The 13,420-nt window shown below is 65.7% G+C and carries 14 protein-coding genes; 8 read left to right on the top strand and 6 right to left on the bottom strand.

The window, feature by feature from the left end; translation table 11 throughout:
• Positions 1-11 precede the first annotated feature (11 nt).
• The 3 genes from wecB to RT655_RS05285 all read left to right on the top strand — a co-directional run bounded on the left by wecB (position 12) and on the right by RT655_RS05285 (position 3,272).
• The gene (gene wecB, locus RT655_RS05275; protein ID WP_313535351.1) at positions 12-1,151 is read left to right on the top strand and encodes a non-hydrolyzing UDP-N-acetylglucosamine 2-epimerase; all 1,140 of its coding nucleotides are present in this window, start codon (positions 12-14) and stop codon (positions 1,149-1,151) included.
• A gap of 67 nt (positions 1,152-1,218) precedes the next feature.
• A complete protein-coding gene (gene wecC, locus RT655_RS05280; protein ID WP_313535352.1) occupies positions 1,219-2,517 on the top strand; it encodes a UDP-N-acetyl-D-mannosamine dehydrogenase in 1,299 nt (432 codons plus the stop codon).
• On the top strand, positions 2,514-3,272 hold the full coding sequence (locus tag RT655_RS05285; RefSeq protein ID WP_313535353.1) for a metallophosphoesterase family protein: 759 nt from the start codon (positions 2,514-2,516) through the stop codon (positions 3,270-3,272). The genes wecC and RT655_RS05285 overlap by 4 nt, the downstream gene beginning before the upstream one ends.
• A 67-nt stretch (positions 3,273-3,339) precedes the next feature.
• On the opposite strand, the gene RT655_RS05290 is transcribed toward RT655_RS05285, so the two are convergent.
• The 3 genes from RT655_RS05290 to RT655_RS05300 form a co-directional block, all read right to left on the bottom strand.
• Positions 3,340-3,924 (bottom strand): FKBP-type peptidyl-prolyl cis-trans isomerase, encoded by a 585-nt coding sequence (locus tag RT655_RS05290; protein ID WP_313535354.1) that lies wholly within the window; start codon positions 3,922-3,924, stop codon positions 3,340-3,342.
• Positions 3,925-4,010: 86 nt separating this feature from the next.
• The gene (gene rpsU, locus RT655_RS05295) at positions 4,011-4,217 is read right to left on the bottom strand and encodes a 30S ribosomal protein S21 (protein WP_010545388.1); all 207 of its coding nucleotides are present in this window, start codon (positions 4,215-4,217) and stop codon (positions 4,011-4,013) included.
• Positions 4,218-4,294: 77 nt separating this feature from the next.
• The gene (locus RT655_RS05300) at positions 4,295-4,441 is read right to left on the bottom strand and encodes a hypothetical protein (protein ID WP_313535355.1); all 147 of its coding nucleotides are present in this window, start codon (positions 4,439-4,441) and stop codon (positions 4,295-4,297) included.
• On the opposite strand from RT655_RS05300, the gene RT655_RS05305 reads away from it, so the two are divergent.
• The 4 genes from RT655_RS05305 (at position 4,440) to RT655_RS05320 (ending at position 8,813) form a co-directional block, all read left to right on the top strand.
• The gene (locus RT655_RS05305; RefSeq protein ID WP_313535356.1) at positions 4,440-5,177 is read left to right on the top strand and encodes a response regulator transcription factor; all 738 of its coding nucleotides are present in this window, start codon (positions 4,440-4,442) and stop codon (positions 5,175-5,177) included. The genes RT655_RS05300 and RT655_RS05305 overlap by 2 nt on opposite strands.
• Positions 5,178-5,206: 29 nt before the next feature.
• The gene (locus RT655_RS05310) at positions 5,207-6,454 is read left to right on the top strand and encodes an ATP-binding protein (protein ID WP_313535357.1); all 1,248 of its coding nucleotides are present in this window, start codon (positions 5,207-5,209) and stop codon (positions 6,452-6,454) included.
• Between the two features lie 130 nt (positions 6,455-6,584).
• Positions 6,585-7,436, top strand: a complete 852-nt coding sequence (locus RT655_RS05315) for an intradiol ring-cleavage dioxygenase (protein WP_409530262.1) — start codon at positions 6,585-6,587, stop codon at positions 7,434-7,436.
• 90 nt (positions 7,437-7,526) lie between these two features.
• Positions 7,527-8,813 carry an MFS transporter gene (locus RT655_RS05320; RefSeq protein WP_313535359.1) on the top strand — a complete coding sequence of 429 codons (1,287 nt, stop codon included), beginning with the start codon at positions 7,527-7,529 and terminating at the stop codon, positions 8,811-8,813.
• 3 nt (positions 8,814-8,816) lie between these two features.
• Here RT655_RS05320 and RT655_RS05325 read toward each other — a convergent pair whose 3' ends face one another.
• Both RT655_RS05325 and RT655_RS05330 read right to left on the bottom strand, forming a co-directional pair.
• On the bottom strand, positions 8,817-9,203 hold the full coding sequence (locus RT655_RS05325) for a response regulator (protein WP_313535360.1): 387 nt from the start codon (positions 9,201-9,203) through the stop codon (positions 8,817-8,819).
• Between the two features lie 69 nt (positions 9,204-9,272).
• Positions 9,273-11,459 carry an ATP-binding protein gene (locus tag RT655_RS05330; protein WP_313535361.1) on the bottom strand — a complete coding sequence of 729 codons (2,187 nt, stop codon included), beginning with the start codon at positions 11,457-11,459 and terminating at the stop codon, positions 9,273-9,275.
• A gap of 93 nt (positions 11,460-11,552) precedes the next feature.
• Between RT655_RS05330 and RT655_RS05335 the strand changes: the two genes are divergently transcribed.
• The gene (locus RT655_RS05335; RefSeq protein ID WP_313535362.1) at positions 11,553-11,693 is read left to right on the top strand and encodes a hypothetical protein; all 141 of its coding nucleotides are present in this window, start codon (positions 11,553-11,555) and stop codon (positions 11,691-11,693) included.
• A 35-nt stretch (positions 11,694-11,728) separates the two neighbouring features.
• Here RT655_RS05335 and RT655_RS05340 read toward each other — a convergent pair whose 3' ends face one another.
• Positions 11,729-12,976 (bottom strand): EAL domain-containing protein, encoded by a 1,248-nt coding sequence (locus tag RT655_RS05340; RefSeq protein WP_313535363.1) that lies wholly within the window; start codon positions 12,974-12,976, stop codon positions 11,729-11,731.
• Positions 12,977-13,420 lie beyond the last annotated feature (444 nt).

Here is a 13,420-nt window from a genome sequence, read left to right on the forward strand (position 1 = left end):
AGTTGAGGGACATGGCACAGGTTCGCAAAAAGCTGTTCGTCGTCTTCGGCACACGTCCCGAGGCGATCAAGCTGTTTCCGGTAATTCGCGCGTTGCAGGCGTCATCGGCTTTCGAGGTCGTCACCTGCGTCACGGCGCAGCATCGCGGCCTGCTCGATCAGGTGCTGGCGATCGCCGGGATCACGCCGGACATCGATCTCGACCTGATGACCCCCGGCCAGTCGCTCGACGCGCTGACGGTGCGGCTGCTCACCGGAATCGGCGACGCGCTCGATTCGGTGCGCCCCGACCGAGTGATCGTGCAGGGCGACACGGCTACCGCGATGGTAGGCGCGATGGCCGCCTATTACCGCAAGATCCCGGTAAGCCATGTCGAGGCGGGGCTGCGTTCGGGCGACATCTATCAGCCCTGGCCGGAGGAGGTGAACCGCCGGATCGTCGCGCCGATCGCCGACCAGCATTTCGCCCCGACCGAGACCGCCGCCAACGCGCTGCGCGACGAGAATGTGTCCGCCGCCACCATTCACGTCACCGGCAACACCGTGATCGACGCGCTGCTCGCGACGCAGGCGCGAATCGCGGCCGAGCCGGGGCTGGCGGCCGGGCTCGGCTCGATTGCGGGGCGCTTTGCGGACAAGCGTATCGTGCTGGTCACCACCCATCGGCGCGAGAATTTCGGCGACGGCATGGCCGCGATCGCCGACGCGCTTCGCCGCATTGCAGCACGACCAGACGTCGCCATCCTGTTCCCGGTGCATCCCAATCCCAACGTTGTCGCGGTGATGGACACGGCCCTCGGCGATCAGCCCAACATCGCGCGGATCGACCCGCTCGATTACCCGCATTTCATCCGCGCGCTCGGCATGGCCGATCTGGTGCTAAGCGACTCGGGGGGTGTGCAGGAGGAAGCCCCCGCGCTCGGCAAGCCGGTGCTGGTGATGCGCGAGACCACCGAGCGGCCCGAGGGCGTCACCGCCGGCACCGCCCGACTGGTCGGCACCGATGCCGATCGCATCGTCGAAGAGGTCGGCCGCCTGCTCGACGACCGCGAGGCCCATGCAGCGATGGCCCGGGCGCACAATCCGTTCGGCGACGGTCACGCCGCGGCCCGCATCGTCAGGATCATCCGGGACGGTTTCGACCTCGACTGAACCGTCTTCCGATATTTTAACGCCTCTCTGCCATGGTGGCGGCTCCTGATTTCGCGCGGAGTTTGCGATGCTTGTCACCAGTGAGCCGACGGTCGCAGTGCTCGGCCTCGGCTATATCGGGCTTCCCACCGCGGCGGTGATCGCCCGGACCGGCGCTCAGGTGCTCGGCATCGATGTCGATGCGGGCGTGGTCGAAACGGTGAATTCGGGCCGCGTGCACATCGAAGAGATCGACCTCGACGGGCTCGTCTCCGGCGTCGTCGCGCGCGGCAACCTGCGGGCCGCACTCGCGATCGAGCCTTCTGACGTGTTCGTCATCGCCGTCCCCACCCCGTTCGGCGCCAATCATGCGCCCGATATCGGCTATGTCCTGCAGGCCGCGACCAACATCGCGACAGTGCTCAAGGCCGGCGACGTGGTGATCCTCGAATCCACCTCGCCCATAGGCACCACCGAGAAGGTCGCCGAGCTGCTGGCGCAGCTGCGCCCCGACATGAAGGTGCCCGGCCATTGCATCGGCAGCGCCGACATCGCCATCGCCTATTGCCCGGAACGAGTGCTGCCCGGCCGCATCCTGGTCGAGCTGATCGAGAACGACCGGGTGATCGGCGGCATCACCCCCCGCTGCGCGCGCAAGGCGCTGCAATTCTACCGCCGCTTCGTCCGTGGCGCGTGCGTCACCACCACCGCACGCGCGGCGGAGATGACCAAACTGACCGAAAACGCGTTCCGCGACGTCAACATAGCCTTCGCCAACGAGCTCTCGATGCTGGCCGAGGGCATGGGTGTGGACGTATGGGAGGTGATCCGCCTCGCCAATCGCCACCCCCGCGTCAACATCCTCTCGCCGGGCCCCGGCGTCGGCGGGCACTGCATCGCGGTCGACCCCTGGTTCCTGGTGCACGCCAACCCCGAGCAGAGCCCGCTGATTCGAACCGCACGCGAAGTGAACGACGGCAAGGTCGCGTATACGATCGCACATGCGGAGGCGTTGATCGGGCGGTTGCCGGGCGCGCCGATTGCATGCCTTGGCCTCGCCTTCAAGGCGAACATCGATGATTTCCGGGAGAGCCCGGCACTCAAGGTCGCGCAGGCCATTGCCGACCGGCACGGGGCCCGCGTCCGCATCGTCGAACCCTATGCCCGGGCGCTGCCCCCCGCCCTCGCCACCACGGGCGCGACGCTGACCGACATCGACAGCGCGATCGAAAGCTGCCCGATCTTCATCGTGCTGGTCGATCACGACCTGTTCAAGTCGGTCCCGCTCGACGAGCGCGCGGGCAAGCTCGTCTATGACACGCGCGGCATCTGGCCGGACCAGCCCGCGCCAAAGAGCATCGGCCCCGACCTGCGCCTCGCCGGGTGAACAGGCTTACTGCAATCTTCCGCCGGGCTGACCCGCCGGCCTATGGACTGCCGGCGGAAACGCGCGCCTATGCGATCGGCGACGTCCATGGCCGCCGCGACCTGCTCGAGCAGTTGCTGGCGCGGATCGATGCCGAGCGGTCGGCCGATCCCCGCCGCCACGAGCATCTGATCCTGCTGGGCGACCTGATCGATCGTGGCTCCGATTCGCGCGGCGTGCTCGACCTACTGCTGGAGCGGCGGGCGGCAGACCCGAGCCTGACGATCCTCGGCGGCAACCACGAATCGATGCTGGTCGCGATGCTCGACGGAAATCTGCGCGATCTCGAAAGCTGGCTGCACTTCGGCGGCGAGGAATGCGTGGTCAGCTACGGTATCGACCCGATCGCTTTACTGGCCGAGCCTGCGTCTGCGCCCGCGCTGCTGCGTGCCGCGATCCCCGAAAAGCACGCAGCGCTGCTCCGCGCGCTGCCGGACTCGCTTCGGGTCGGCGACGTGCTGTTCGTCCATGCCGGGATACGCCCTGGGGTCGAGCCGGACGCGCAAGACCCGCAGGACCTGCGCTGGATTCGTGCCCCGTTCCTGCGCAGCACCGCCGATCACGGCGTGCTCGTCGTCCATGGCCACACGGTGGTCGGCGAGCCTGAAATCCACCCGAACCGCATCGCAATCGACACGGGTGCCAGCGCCACCGGCCGCCTCACGGCGGTCTGCCTCCACGGCACCGAACGCCGCTTCCTCACCACCGGCGCCTGACCGCGCACACGAAAAAGCCCGCGAGGGTCGCTCGCGGGCTTTTCGATACGCGGCAATCGGAAGCTGCTTACTGCGCGGGCGCTTCGCCTGCGCCCTGCGGCATGCCGCCCTGCTGCTGCTGCATCATCATCTGGCGGATGACCGCGGCTGGCACCAGTTCCTGCATCGTGACATCGAAGATCAGCACCTGGTCGGACAGCTCGTTCTGCTGACCGCCTTCGGCACCATAGCCCAGCTTCGGCGGGAGCCAGAAGCGATAGCGGGCGCCCTTCTTCATCAGCTTCACGCCCTCGGTGAAGCCCGGGATCATCGGCTGGCCGATCTGGAAGCGCATCGGCGTCTTCGGCTGGAATTCCTTGCCGCTGCGCAGCACGCCGCGGATCTCGGTGACGACACCGTCCTGCTCGGCAGGGCTGGCGCCGCTACCGGCCTCGATCACCTGATACTGGAGACCCGACGGGGTGGTCTGCACACCCGGCTGGTTCTTGTGCCACGCCATGAACGCATCGGCATCGAGATGGGACGCGACCGGCGTGCGCGTGCCGCCCCAGGCAAGCGCGAAGGCAATGGCGGCCGCTGCCAGCACCCCCAACCAGATCCAGAGCTTGTAGCTGCCCTTGACGGGCTGGAGCGGAACGGCGGTAACCGACATGATCGGACTCCGGCAGGGACTTGCGCCCCTGTTATGATGGAAACAGGAAGTACGGCGCGCGCTGTATCACGCGCGCCGGGCAGGCCTTAACGGGCGCTGTCGCGCTCCATGCGCTTGCGCTCCAGCTTGCGGGCGCGACGCACGGCGGCGGCACGCTCACGAGCGCGCTTCTCGCTCGGCTTCTCGTAGTGACGGCGCAGCTTCATCTCGCGGTAGACGCCTTCACGCTGCAGCTTCTTCTTGAGCGCCCGCAGCGCCTGGTCGACGTTGTTGTCGCGAACGATGATTTGCATAAAGTCGTACAGCTCCGATAAAACTCAATAGCAAGGGGCCGCCGAAACCATAGGTGCGGCGTCGAACGGGCCTCCTATCAGCGCCCATTCGATTCTTCAAGCAAAAGCGTGCGTGGCGGCACAGCTTCCGCACAATAGAGCGCGCGTTCGGCCACAACACGGATTACAGCAGATTGCAGCGCTGCAACCCGGTCGATAGATTCGAGTCGCAATACCCACTTCATGATGCAGACAGCTCCCGCATTGGACCTCGAAACCCGCCTCCTTATCGTCGACGACGACCCCGGCATCCGCGAACTCACCGCCGCGTTCCTGGGGCAGCACGGCTATGTCGTCGACACCGCCGAAGACGCGATCACGATGCGCGCCGCGATCGCCGCCAACAGCTATGCGCTTGTGGTGCTCGACCTGATGATGCCCGGCGAGGACGGCCTCTCCATCCTGCGCACGATGGACCGTCAGGCGGGCCCGGCGGTGATTCTGCACTCGGTGCTGAGCGAGGACATCGATCGCATCGTCGGGCTGGAAATGGGCGCCGACGACTATATCGCCAAGCCCGCCAACCCCCGCGAACTGCTGGCGCGCATCCGCTCGGTTCTGCGCCGCGCGGTCGCAGCCCCCTCCTCGACCGGGACGCTCGAGCGCAACTATCTGCGCTTCGCCGGCTGGCGGCTCGATCCGGTCGGGCGGCAGCTCTATGATCCCGAAGGCGTGTTGATCAACCTGTCGGACGGCGAGTTCCGGCTGCTGCTCGCCCTTGTCGAGCGACCGCGCCGGGTGCTGACGCGCGACGCGCTGCTCGATTATTCGCGCGGCGCTCATGCCGAGCATTTCGACCGCGCGATCGATGTGCAGATGAGCCGGCTGCGCAAGAAGCTCGCCCGCTCCGACGCGGACGAATTGATCCGCACCATCCGCAACGAAGGCTATATGTTCGTCGCCGAGGTCGCCACCAAGTGATCGGACGCCCGGCATCGATCGTGGTCCCGATGATGCTGTTCGCCATCACCTCGGCGGCGGTGGTGATGCTGGTGCAGTTCGCGGTGGTGTTCCACGGCCCCCCGCCGGGTTCCGGGCCGATGCCGATCGCACGGGTGGCGGATGCGCTGCGCACCGGCCGGGCGCCGCCCACCGCGCATGGACAGACGATCAGTCTCTATCTCGCTCGAAGCGACCGCTTCGGGCGCAGCGACGAACGCGCCTCCGTGGCACGCGATCGGGCGATCGCGGTCCTCATTCCGGTGCCTGCCGACCGTATCCGCGGCTATTATGAATGGCCGACGATCGATCCCGACCAGGACATCCATGGCAGCTTCACCATCGGCCGCCGTACCGACAAGGGCTGGCTGGTCGCCTCGGTCAGCCGCGCGCCGGCACTGGGCCGCTGGCGAATCGCGATCCTGCAATGGATGCTGCTCACGCTGATCATCCTGTCGCTTCTCGCCTGGGCGGCGGCGCGGCGGATTTCGCGGCCGATCCGCCGCTTGGCGGAGGCGGCAAAACGCGCCCGGCTCGGCGCGCCGGAGGCGATCCCGCTCGACGGTCCGCGCGAGATTCGCGAACTGGGCCGTGCGATGGAGGCGATGCAGGCACGCATACTTCAGCAGGCGGAGAACCGCACGGTGATGCTGGCGGCGATGGCACATGATCTCGGTACCCCGCTGTCCCGCCTCGCCTTCTGGGTCGAGCAGCTACCCGAGGCCGCCCGGGAGCGCGCCGTTGCGGACATCGGCGAGATGCGGGCGATGCTGTCCGTTACGCTGCGATTCACGCGCGACGATCGCGCGCATGGCGAGATGGTGCGGCTCGATCTTGGCAGCCTGATCGAGAGCTTGGCAGACGATCTTTCCGCAGCAGGCAAGCCGGTGACGGTGGAAACGGGTCCTCGCATGGTGCTGGTCGGTGATAGCCAGGCACTGCGGCGCCTGTTCGGCAACCTGGTCGAGAACGCAATCCGGTATGGACACGGCGCGGCGATCTGGTGGGACGTCAAGGACGGTTGCGGCGAGATCCGCGTCGACGACGAGGGCCCCGGCTTCGATTCCGCGCTTGCCGAGAGCCTGTTCGCCCCCTTTGTGCGGGGCGAGAGCTCGCGCAATCGCGCGACCGGCGGTACCGGGCTGGGGCTCGCCATCGTTCGATCGATCGTCGAACTCCACGGTGGCGACGTGAAGCTGGAAAACAGGCCGGACCGCAAGGGCGGCCGCGTCCTCGTGCGGCTGCCAATCGCAACATGACGCAACAATGAAGCCGACATGAAATCTTGGTGAGATTCGACGGCCGCATCTGATCCTTCGACCATAGGAGGGCAGGTTGCACGACATCGACCATCAGGATCACCACGGCCTCGTACAGGATCTGCGGGCCATGCAGGCGCTCGCCTCCCGTCGCCGGGCGCTGCGCTGGTTCACCGGCGCCGGAACGGCCGCCGTGCTCGCCGCCTGTGACGGCGGCAGCAGCGGCAGCGGTACCACGTCCGTGAGCGCAACGCCCACACCCAGTCCCGCGCCGACCTCAACGCCGACGCCCACGCCGACACCCACCGCGACAGCCAGCGGCAGCTGTGTGGCAGATCCAACGGAGACCAACGGCCCCTATCCCGCCGACGGCACCAATACGGCGTCGGGACTTACCTCCAATGCGCTCACAGCCAGCAACGTCGTGCGCAGCGACATTCGCTCCAGCTTCCTCGGCAGCGCGACCACGGTCGCCGCGGGCGTGCAGGTAACGCTCACGCTGACGCTGGTCGATGTGAACACCGGCTGCGCACCGCTGGCCGGCTATGCGGTGTATATCTGGCACTGTGATCGCGACGGCAAATACTCGCTCTACGATCTGCCAAGCGAAAGCTATCTGCGCGGCGTGGGCGTCACCGATGCGAACGGCCAAGTGATCTTCAGCACCATCTTCCCTGGCTGCTATGCCGGGCGCTGGCCCCACATCCATTTCGAGGTCTTCTCCAGCCTCACCACCGCCACCAGCGGGCGCTATGCCTCGTTGATTTCGCAGCTGGCGATGCCGGCGGCGACCTGCAGCACGGTCTACGCCACCGCCAGCGGCTACACATCGAGCCTGAGCAATTTGTCGGGCGTGTCCATCGCCCGCGACAATGTCTTCGGCGACAATTCGGCCGCACAAGTCGCCCAGCAGACGCCGACGATGAGCGGTAGCGTCGAGGCGGGCTATACCGCCACCGCGGTGATCGGAATCGCGCGCTAGGCTATCCGCGCGATCTGTGCCGCCCGCCGAGGGGACGTCCTCCCCTGCACGTGCCTTCCCGGCGGGCGGCACTTTGCTATACAGGGCTGCATGGCCCCTTCTCCCGATGCGCCGCTCGACCGCGGCACGCGCCTTCGTTCGATCCTCGGCGGGTCGGCCGGCAACCTCGTCGAATGGTATGACTGGTATGCCTATGCGGCGCTGGCGAGCTACCTTGCGCCGCATTTCTTCGCGCCCGGCACCGTGCAGGATCTGAATGCGTGGATCGTCTTCGCGATCGGCTTCTTCATGCGGCCGATCGGCGGCTGGCTGATGGGCGTCTATGGCGACCGGCATGGCCGCAAGGCGGGGCTGAGCCTGTCGGTGACGCTGATGTGCGCGGGCTCGCTGCTGATCGCGGCGACGCCCAGCTACAGCGCGATCGGCTGGCCCGCAACCGCGGCGCTGGTGATCGCCCGGCTGCTGCAGGGGCTGTCGCTCGGCGGCGAATATGGCGCCAGCGCAACCTATCTGTCTGAAATGGCAGGGCGGCGGCACCGCGGATTCTTCTCGAGCTTTCAATATGTCACGCTGATCTCGGGGCAGCTTACCGCGCTGGTGGCGCTGCTCGCGCTGCAGGCCGTGCTGCCCGAAGCCGCGCTGCGCGAATGGGGCTGGCGCCTGCCCTTCGCCTTGGGTGGCGCGCTCGCATTGCTCGTCTACTGGCTCCGCCGCCGCCTCGCTGAAACGGAAAGTTTCGCCAAGCGCGACCGTACGGCAGCCTCGAGCGCCTTCGCATTGTTCCGGCAGCATCCGCGCGAGGCGGTGCTGGTGCTGCTGCTCACAGCCGGCGGCACGCTCGCTTTCTACGCCTACACCATCTACCCGATCACCTTCCTCAAGAAGACCGCCGGCTTCTCCGATGCGGCCGCCACCCAGGTCAATGCGGCGGCGCTGCTCGTGTTCATGATGGTCCAGCCGCTCGCAGGCGCGCTGTCCGATCGAATCGGCCGGAAGCCGCTGATGATCGGCTTCGGGGTACTGGGCGTCTGCTTCACCTACCCGATCTTCGTCGCGCTGGAAGGCGTGCGCGACGGCATGTCGGCCTTCTGGCTGATGACCGCGGCACTGCTGATCGTCACCGGCTACACCGCGATCAACGCGGTGGTGAAGGCGGAATTATTCCCCGCGCACATCCGCACGCTCGGCGTGGCGCTCCCCTATGCGATGGCCAACGCGATCTTCGGCGGGACGGCGCCGTCGGTGGCGCTTTGGTTCAAGCAGGAAGGCTGGGAGCGTGGCTTCTACTGGTACGTCACCGCGATGATCGGGATCTCGCTGATCACCTATGCGACGATGCGCGACACCGCCCGGTCCAGCCGGATCACGGAGGACTGAGGCTCAGGCGAGGATCGCGCCGCCGCGTTTGGCGAGCACCCGGCCGATCGCGTCGAACAGCGCGTCCATCGCCACCGGCTTGAACAACACGTCGTCGGCGCCGGTAGCAAGGCAGCGTTCGCGCAGGTCCAGTGCGGTGTCGGCAGTGACGACGATGATCGGCAGTTCGGCCTTGGCGTCATCACGCGCGCGAATCTGGCGAATCGTCTCGAAACCATCGGTGCCGGGCATTCGAAGATCCACCAGAATGATGTCGAAGGTTTCGTCGTCGATTCGGGCGAGACCTTCCTCCGCCCAGGCGGCTTCGGCCATCGTCGCGCCGGCAACGTCGAGCATGTCCTTCACGACGCGCCGATTCATCGGATCGTCTTCGATGAACAAGATGTTCATCGACGCTGGCCCTTCTGGGCAGAAACCGGCGTTCTGGCCACGTTGTGCATGTCTAGGTGTGTTATCGCCCTAAGCCGCCTGCGAAACAAGCGGGTCGTTCCCCAGTCTGTTCTTTTTCCGCGCGGACGCGGGCAGTGCCGCCGTTACCAATTCCGTCCCAGCGATTGGCTTTTCTATCACCTGTGTTAGGCCGGCGTCCAGAAATTGCGAACGTTGTGCGGTGTCCTCGCAGCTCCAAAGCAAGGTCGTACATAGATTGGGCTGTATCCTGCATAGGATAGCAATCTGCTCCACCAAATCTCGCGTTGGAGTGGCGAGCGCCGCTTCGTCAATCACCAGCGCGTCAAACTGCTCCAATTCGAGTAGCTGAACGGCCTCATCGGCATCTTTGACAAATCGTACACGATCTACGGCTGCTTCGAACAGGGTTCGCAGCATTGCCCGCATGATCGGGTTGCGCTCGAGGATCAATACGCCGCTGCCAGCTTCGGCGGCGCTGGGAAGTGCCGCCGGCGGTTCGGCACGAAGGAGGGGGAGATCGAGCGTGAAGGTCGAACCCTCGCCCGGTGTGCTCGACACCAAAATCGCACCGCCCAGCGCCTCGGCAAGGTTGCGGCAAATAGTGAGTCCGAGGCCGGTGCCGCCATATTGGCGCGTCGTGCTGGAATCCGCCTGACGGAAACTCTCGAAGATCTCCCCCAGCTTGTTGGCCGGAATGCCGATGCCCGTGTCAGAAACGGCAATCCGCAGGCGTTCGGTCGCTGCATCCTCGCCATGGACAACCTCCGCCCGCAAGCCGATCGCACCCGCAGCGGTAAATTTCAGGGCATTCGACAGCAGGTTGAACAACAATTGCCGCAGCCGGTTGGGATCGCTGACGATCCAGCCCGGCGCACCGTCCAGGTTTACGTCCAGCGCCAGCCCCTTGGCCTGCGCCGGATCGATCCACAGCCGCGCGACGTCCTCGGCGAGCATGCGGAAATCCATCGGTACCGGATCGACGCTCAGGTTACCGCTCTCAATCTTGGCGACGTCGAGAATGTCGTCGACCAGCGCACGCATCGTCAGGCCGGCACCCTGCACCACTTCCAGCCGCTCGCGCACCCCTTCGGCGATGGCATCGTCCGCCAGCATCACCTGCGTCATGCCGAGGATGCCGTTCAGCGGCGTGCGGATTTCGTGGCTGGTGGTAGCAAGGAATTCGGTCTTTGCCTGCAGCGCCTTTTCGAGCGCTGCATTGGTGGAGGCGAGCACGCGGTTCGCCGCCCGCACCTGATTGCGGCTGCGCCGGATAGTTAAAAGGCCGACGCTCAGCAGCAGGATCACCACCAGCGTCGCGAGCCCCAGCGACAGGAACAGCACGCGCTGGAAATGCGCGGCCTTGCGAAGTTGCTCGGTCTTGAGACGCTGAATAGTCAGCTCCTGGTTCGCATAATCGAACCGAGCCGCCATCAGCGCAGCGCTATTGGTGGTCGCCACCTTTGCGGATTCGTCGCTCAGCCGCTTGAGCGCCTCGAGGTGCCGCAGGGCCAATCCGTCATCGCCCAGCTTGCGATAGATCAGATAGGCGAACAGGTGGGGCGTGCGATAATCCTGCGTGGTCGTCGCCAGATCGATTCCTTCGAACGTCTGTCCGATCAAGGTCGCCGCGCGTTGCAGATTGCCCTCGTCCTTCGCCAGCTTGGCCGCGGTCGACTTCAGCAGGCGCTCCAGCCCCCCTGCATCGCCCCCCTTGGCGAGGGCAAAGGCACGATCGAGCGTCGCATGGGCACTCTGCAGATCGCGTGCCTCGATCTGGCTTCGTGCCATGTTGTCGAGGATGCGCGCCTCGAGCACCGGCTTGCCCAGCTTCCGCGCGAGGCGCACGGCCTCGGCATATTCGGCATCCGCCTCGCGGTAGCGCTCGAGAATGAGCAGCACGTTGCCGCGACTATTGTGCAGGGTGAGCGACAGGATGTCGTCTCCCCCGTACAGCAGCGACGCCTGCCGGAAATAGCGTTCCGCGCGGTGGTCATCATGCGCGATCACGTAAAGCGAACCAATCGACTGCAGCGCCAATGCCTCGCTTCGCACTTCGTGCAGTTGTTCGAAGATGCGATAGGCACGCTGAAAGGCGGACAGCGCCTCGGCGGCCTGATCGCGCATCATGTACAGGTTGCCGAGCGAGAGGAGCAGATCGCCCTTCACCCGCACCGGCGCGGCGATCGGCGCGACTGCTCTTTGCGCGGCATCCAGCGATGCGCGCGCCGCGTCCATGTCGTCCGCGCGCAGTTGCATCTCCGCGCGCAGCCACAGGGCCGTACCGCGAATAAGCGCACGCTGCCCGGGGTCCGCGCTGCGATCGGCGGCATGGTCGATCCGTTCGATCATCGGCTTCGGATCCGCCGACTGATCGACGATACGATCGCGCGCCTGCGCCACGAGTGCGGACACCTCGGAAGGCAATCGCTGCGCGAACGCCGTTCCGGGCAGGGCAAGGATCAAGAGTAGCGGAAGCGCGCGCGCGCGCAGGCGCCCGGAGCGGTTCACGCGCGGGTCCACGAACTTCCCGACCGGAGAAACACGGGCCGGCTGGCCATCGTCTCGGCCAGCTGGTCCTGCTCGCCGAGATAGGAGCAGAGCGCGGGCAACGGCACGGGACGCGAGATCAGATAGCCCTGCACCAGATCGCAGCCCATCACGCTCAGCAACGCGAGCGCGGCCGGCGTCTCGACGCCTTCGGCAGTGACCTCCATCTCGAGCGCGTGCGCGAGATCGATGGTCGATCGAACGATCAGCGGATCGCGATGGCTCGAGGTAAGCTGGGTGATGAACATCTTGTCGATCTTCAGCTCCTTGGCGGGGAGCTGCTTGAGATAGGCGAGCGAAGACAGGCCCGCGCCATAATCATCGATCGCCAGCACCACGCCGTGATCGGCAAAGCGTTGCAGATGGCGGATTGCGCTTTCCGGATCGCGGATCACCGCGGTCTCGGTGATCTCGAAGCCCAGCTTCGCCGACGCATTGGCGGTGATGATCTCGCAGACCTCGTCGATGAAGCCCGCATTGGCGAGCAGCATGCCCGAGATGTTGAGGAACAGGGGGATATCGTGCCCTAGCGACGCGAGCCGACGCTGGTCGGCGATCACCTGCCGCAGCGTCCATAGGGTGAGCGGTCCGATCAAGCCGGACTCTTCCGCCGCGGCAATGAAATCGCCGGGCATGATCAGCCCGCGCTCGGGATGCTGCCAGCGGATCAGCGCCTCGGCGCTCGACACCTGCTGCTGGCGAACGTTGATCTTGGGCTGATAGTGGAGGAACATCTCGCCGGCCGCGATCGCGCGCGGCAGATCGGCGATGAGCGTCAGGCGGTCGACCGCGCGATCGGCGAGCGAAAGGTCGATCACCTCGTATCCGCCCGCATCGCCAGCGCGCTCGAGCGCGATTTCCGCGACCTCCAGCAGCCGCAGCGTGTCGCGTTCCTCGACGGAAGCGCATGCGGCACCAATAGCGAATTCCAGCCGCACCTCGGGCAGAACATCGCGCTGTAGTGCATCGAGGGCATGGCGCAGCGCCTGCAGGCACGCCCCGGCCCCCGCACGATCCGGGCAAGCAATCTGGAATTCGATCAGGTCGCGGCCGACGCCGATGAGTTGCACGTCGGGAGCGTCTGCGACGATTCGCGTCGCCAGCGCCTCGGCAGCGAGATGCAGTCCATTTTTGCCGAGGATCCGGCGCGCTGTCTCGAAATTGGTCACGCGGCACAATGCCAACACGTTCAAGCCATGGCTCACCGAATGCCCTCCCGCCGCCTGCTCGGCCAAACCCCGATAAAGGACAGATTCGCGAAAAACTACTGGATCGTGCGCAAACCAGCCAAAAACCTTCACTTTTCCGGTTTTTAGGCCCGCCAACGGTCCAAATCTGCCCTCATAACCGCCGCCCAAACCGCGGAGGACCGAGATTACGAAAGGCGATTGAAGAAAAGGTAAACGGACATGTTCACATTTGCGCAGCTCTAGGCCTCCGCAGAATCCCCGATTGCGGGAAAGTAAATTTTTCATTAACGAAATGACTTGCGCGGAACAGCGCAGAAATGGGAGCCAAAAAAATGCACATCTTCACCCTCTTCTTCCGTGATGGCGTCGGCGGCACCGAGATCCGCCCGCTCTGAACTTAACCCTTTGGGAGCCGGCGACGTCCGCGTCGCTGGCCAACAATACAACAGGAAAAAGGCC

The sequence above is a fragment of the Sphingomonas sp. genome, assembly GCF_032114135.1.
In the GTDB taxonomy this organism is placed as follows: domain Bacteria; phylum Pseudomonadota; class Alphaproteobacteria; order Sphingomonadales; family Sphingomonadaceae; genus Sphingomonas.

What these genes read in the sequence shown, in the direction of transcription:
- RT655_RS05330 (WP_313535361.1), bottom strand. Translation starts at nt 11,459, where the DNA reads ATGGACGCGGCGCGCGCATCGCTGGATGCCGCGCAAAGAGCAGTCGCG.
- RT655_RS05310 (WP_313535357.1), top strand. Translation starts at nt 5,207, where the DNA reads ATGATGCTGTTCGCCATCACCTCGGCGGCGGTGGTGATGCTGGTGCAG.
- RT655_RS05315 (WP_409530262.1), top strand. Translation starts at nt 6,585, where the DNA reads ATGCAGGCGCTCGCCTCCCGTCGCCGGGCGCTGCGCTGGTTCACCGGC.
- RT655_RS05305 (WP_313535356.1), top strand. Translation starts at nt 4,440, where the DNA reads ATGATGCAGACAGCTCCCGCATTGGACCTCGAAACCCGCCTCCTTATC.
- wecC (WP_313535352.1), top strand. Translation starts at nt 1,219, where the DNA reads ATGCTTGTCACCAGTGAGCCGACGGTCGCAGTGCTCGGCCTCGGCTAT.
- wecB (WP_313535351.1), top strand. Translation starts at nt 12, where the DNA reads ATGGCACAGGTTCGCAAAAAGCTGTTCGTCGTCTTCGGCACACGTCCC.
- RT655_RS05300 (WP_313535355.1), bottom strand. Translation starts at nt 4,441, where the DNA reads ATGAAGTGGGTATTGCGACTCGAATCTATCGACCGGGTTGCAGCGCTG.
- RT655_RS05320 (WP_313535359.1), top strand. Translation starts at nt 7,527, where the DNA reads ATGGCCCCTTCTCCCGATGCGCCGCTCGACCGCGGCACGCGCCTTCGT.
- rpsU (WP_010545388.1), bottom strand. Translation starts at nt 4,217, where the DNA reads ATGCAAATCATCGTTCGCGACAACAACGTCGACCAGGCGCTGCGGGCG.
- RT655_RS05325 (WP_313535360.1), bottom strand. Translation starts at nt 9,203, where the DNA reads ATGAACATCTTGTTCATCGAAGACGATCCGATGAATCGGCGCGTCGTG.
- RT655_RS05335 (WP_313535362.1), top strand. Translation starts at nt 11,553, where the DNA reads ATGGTCGATCCGTTCGATCATCGGCTTCGGATCCGCCGACTGATCGAC.
- RT655_RS05290 (WP_313535354.1), bottom strand. Translation starts at nt 3,924, where the DNA reads ATGTCGGTTACCGCCGTTCCGCTCCAGCCCGTCAAGGGCAGCTACAAG.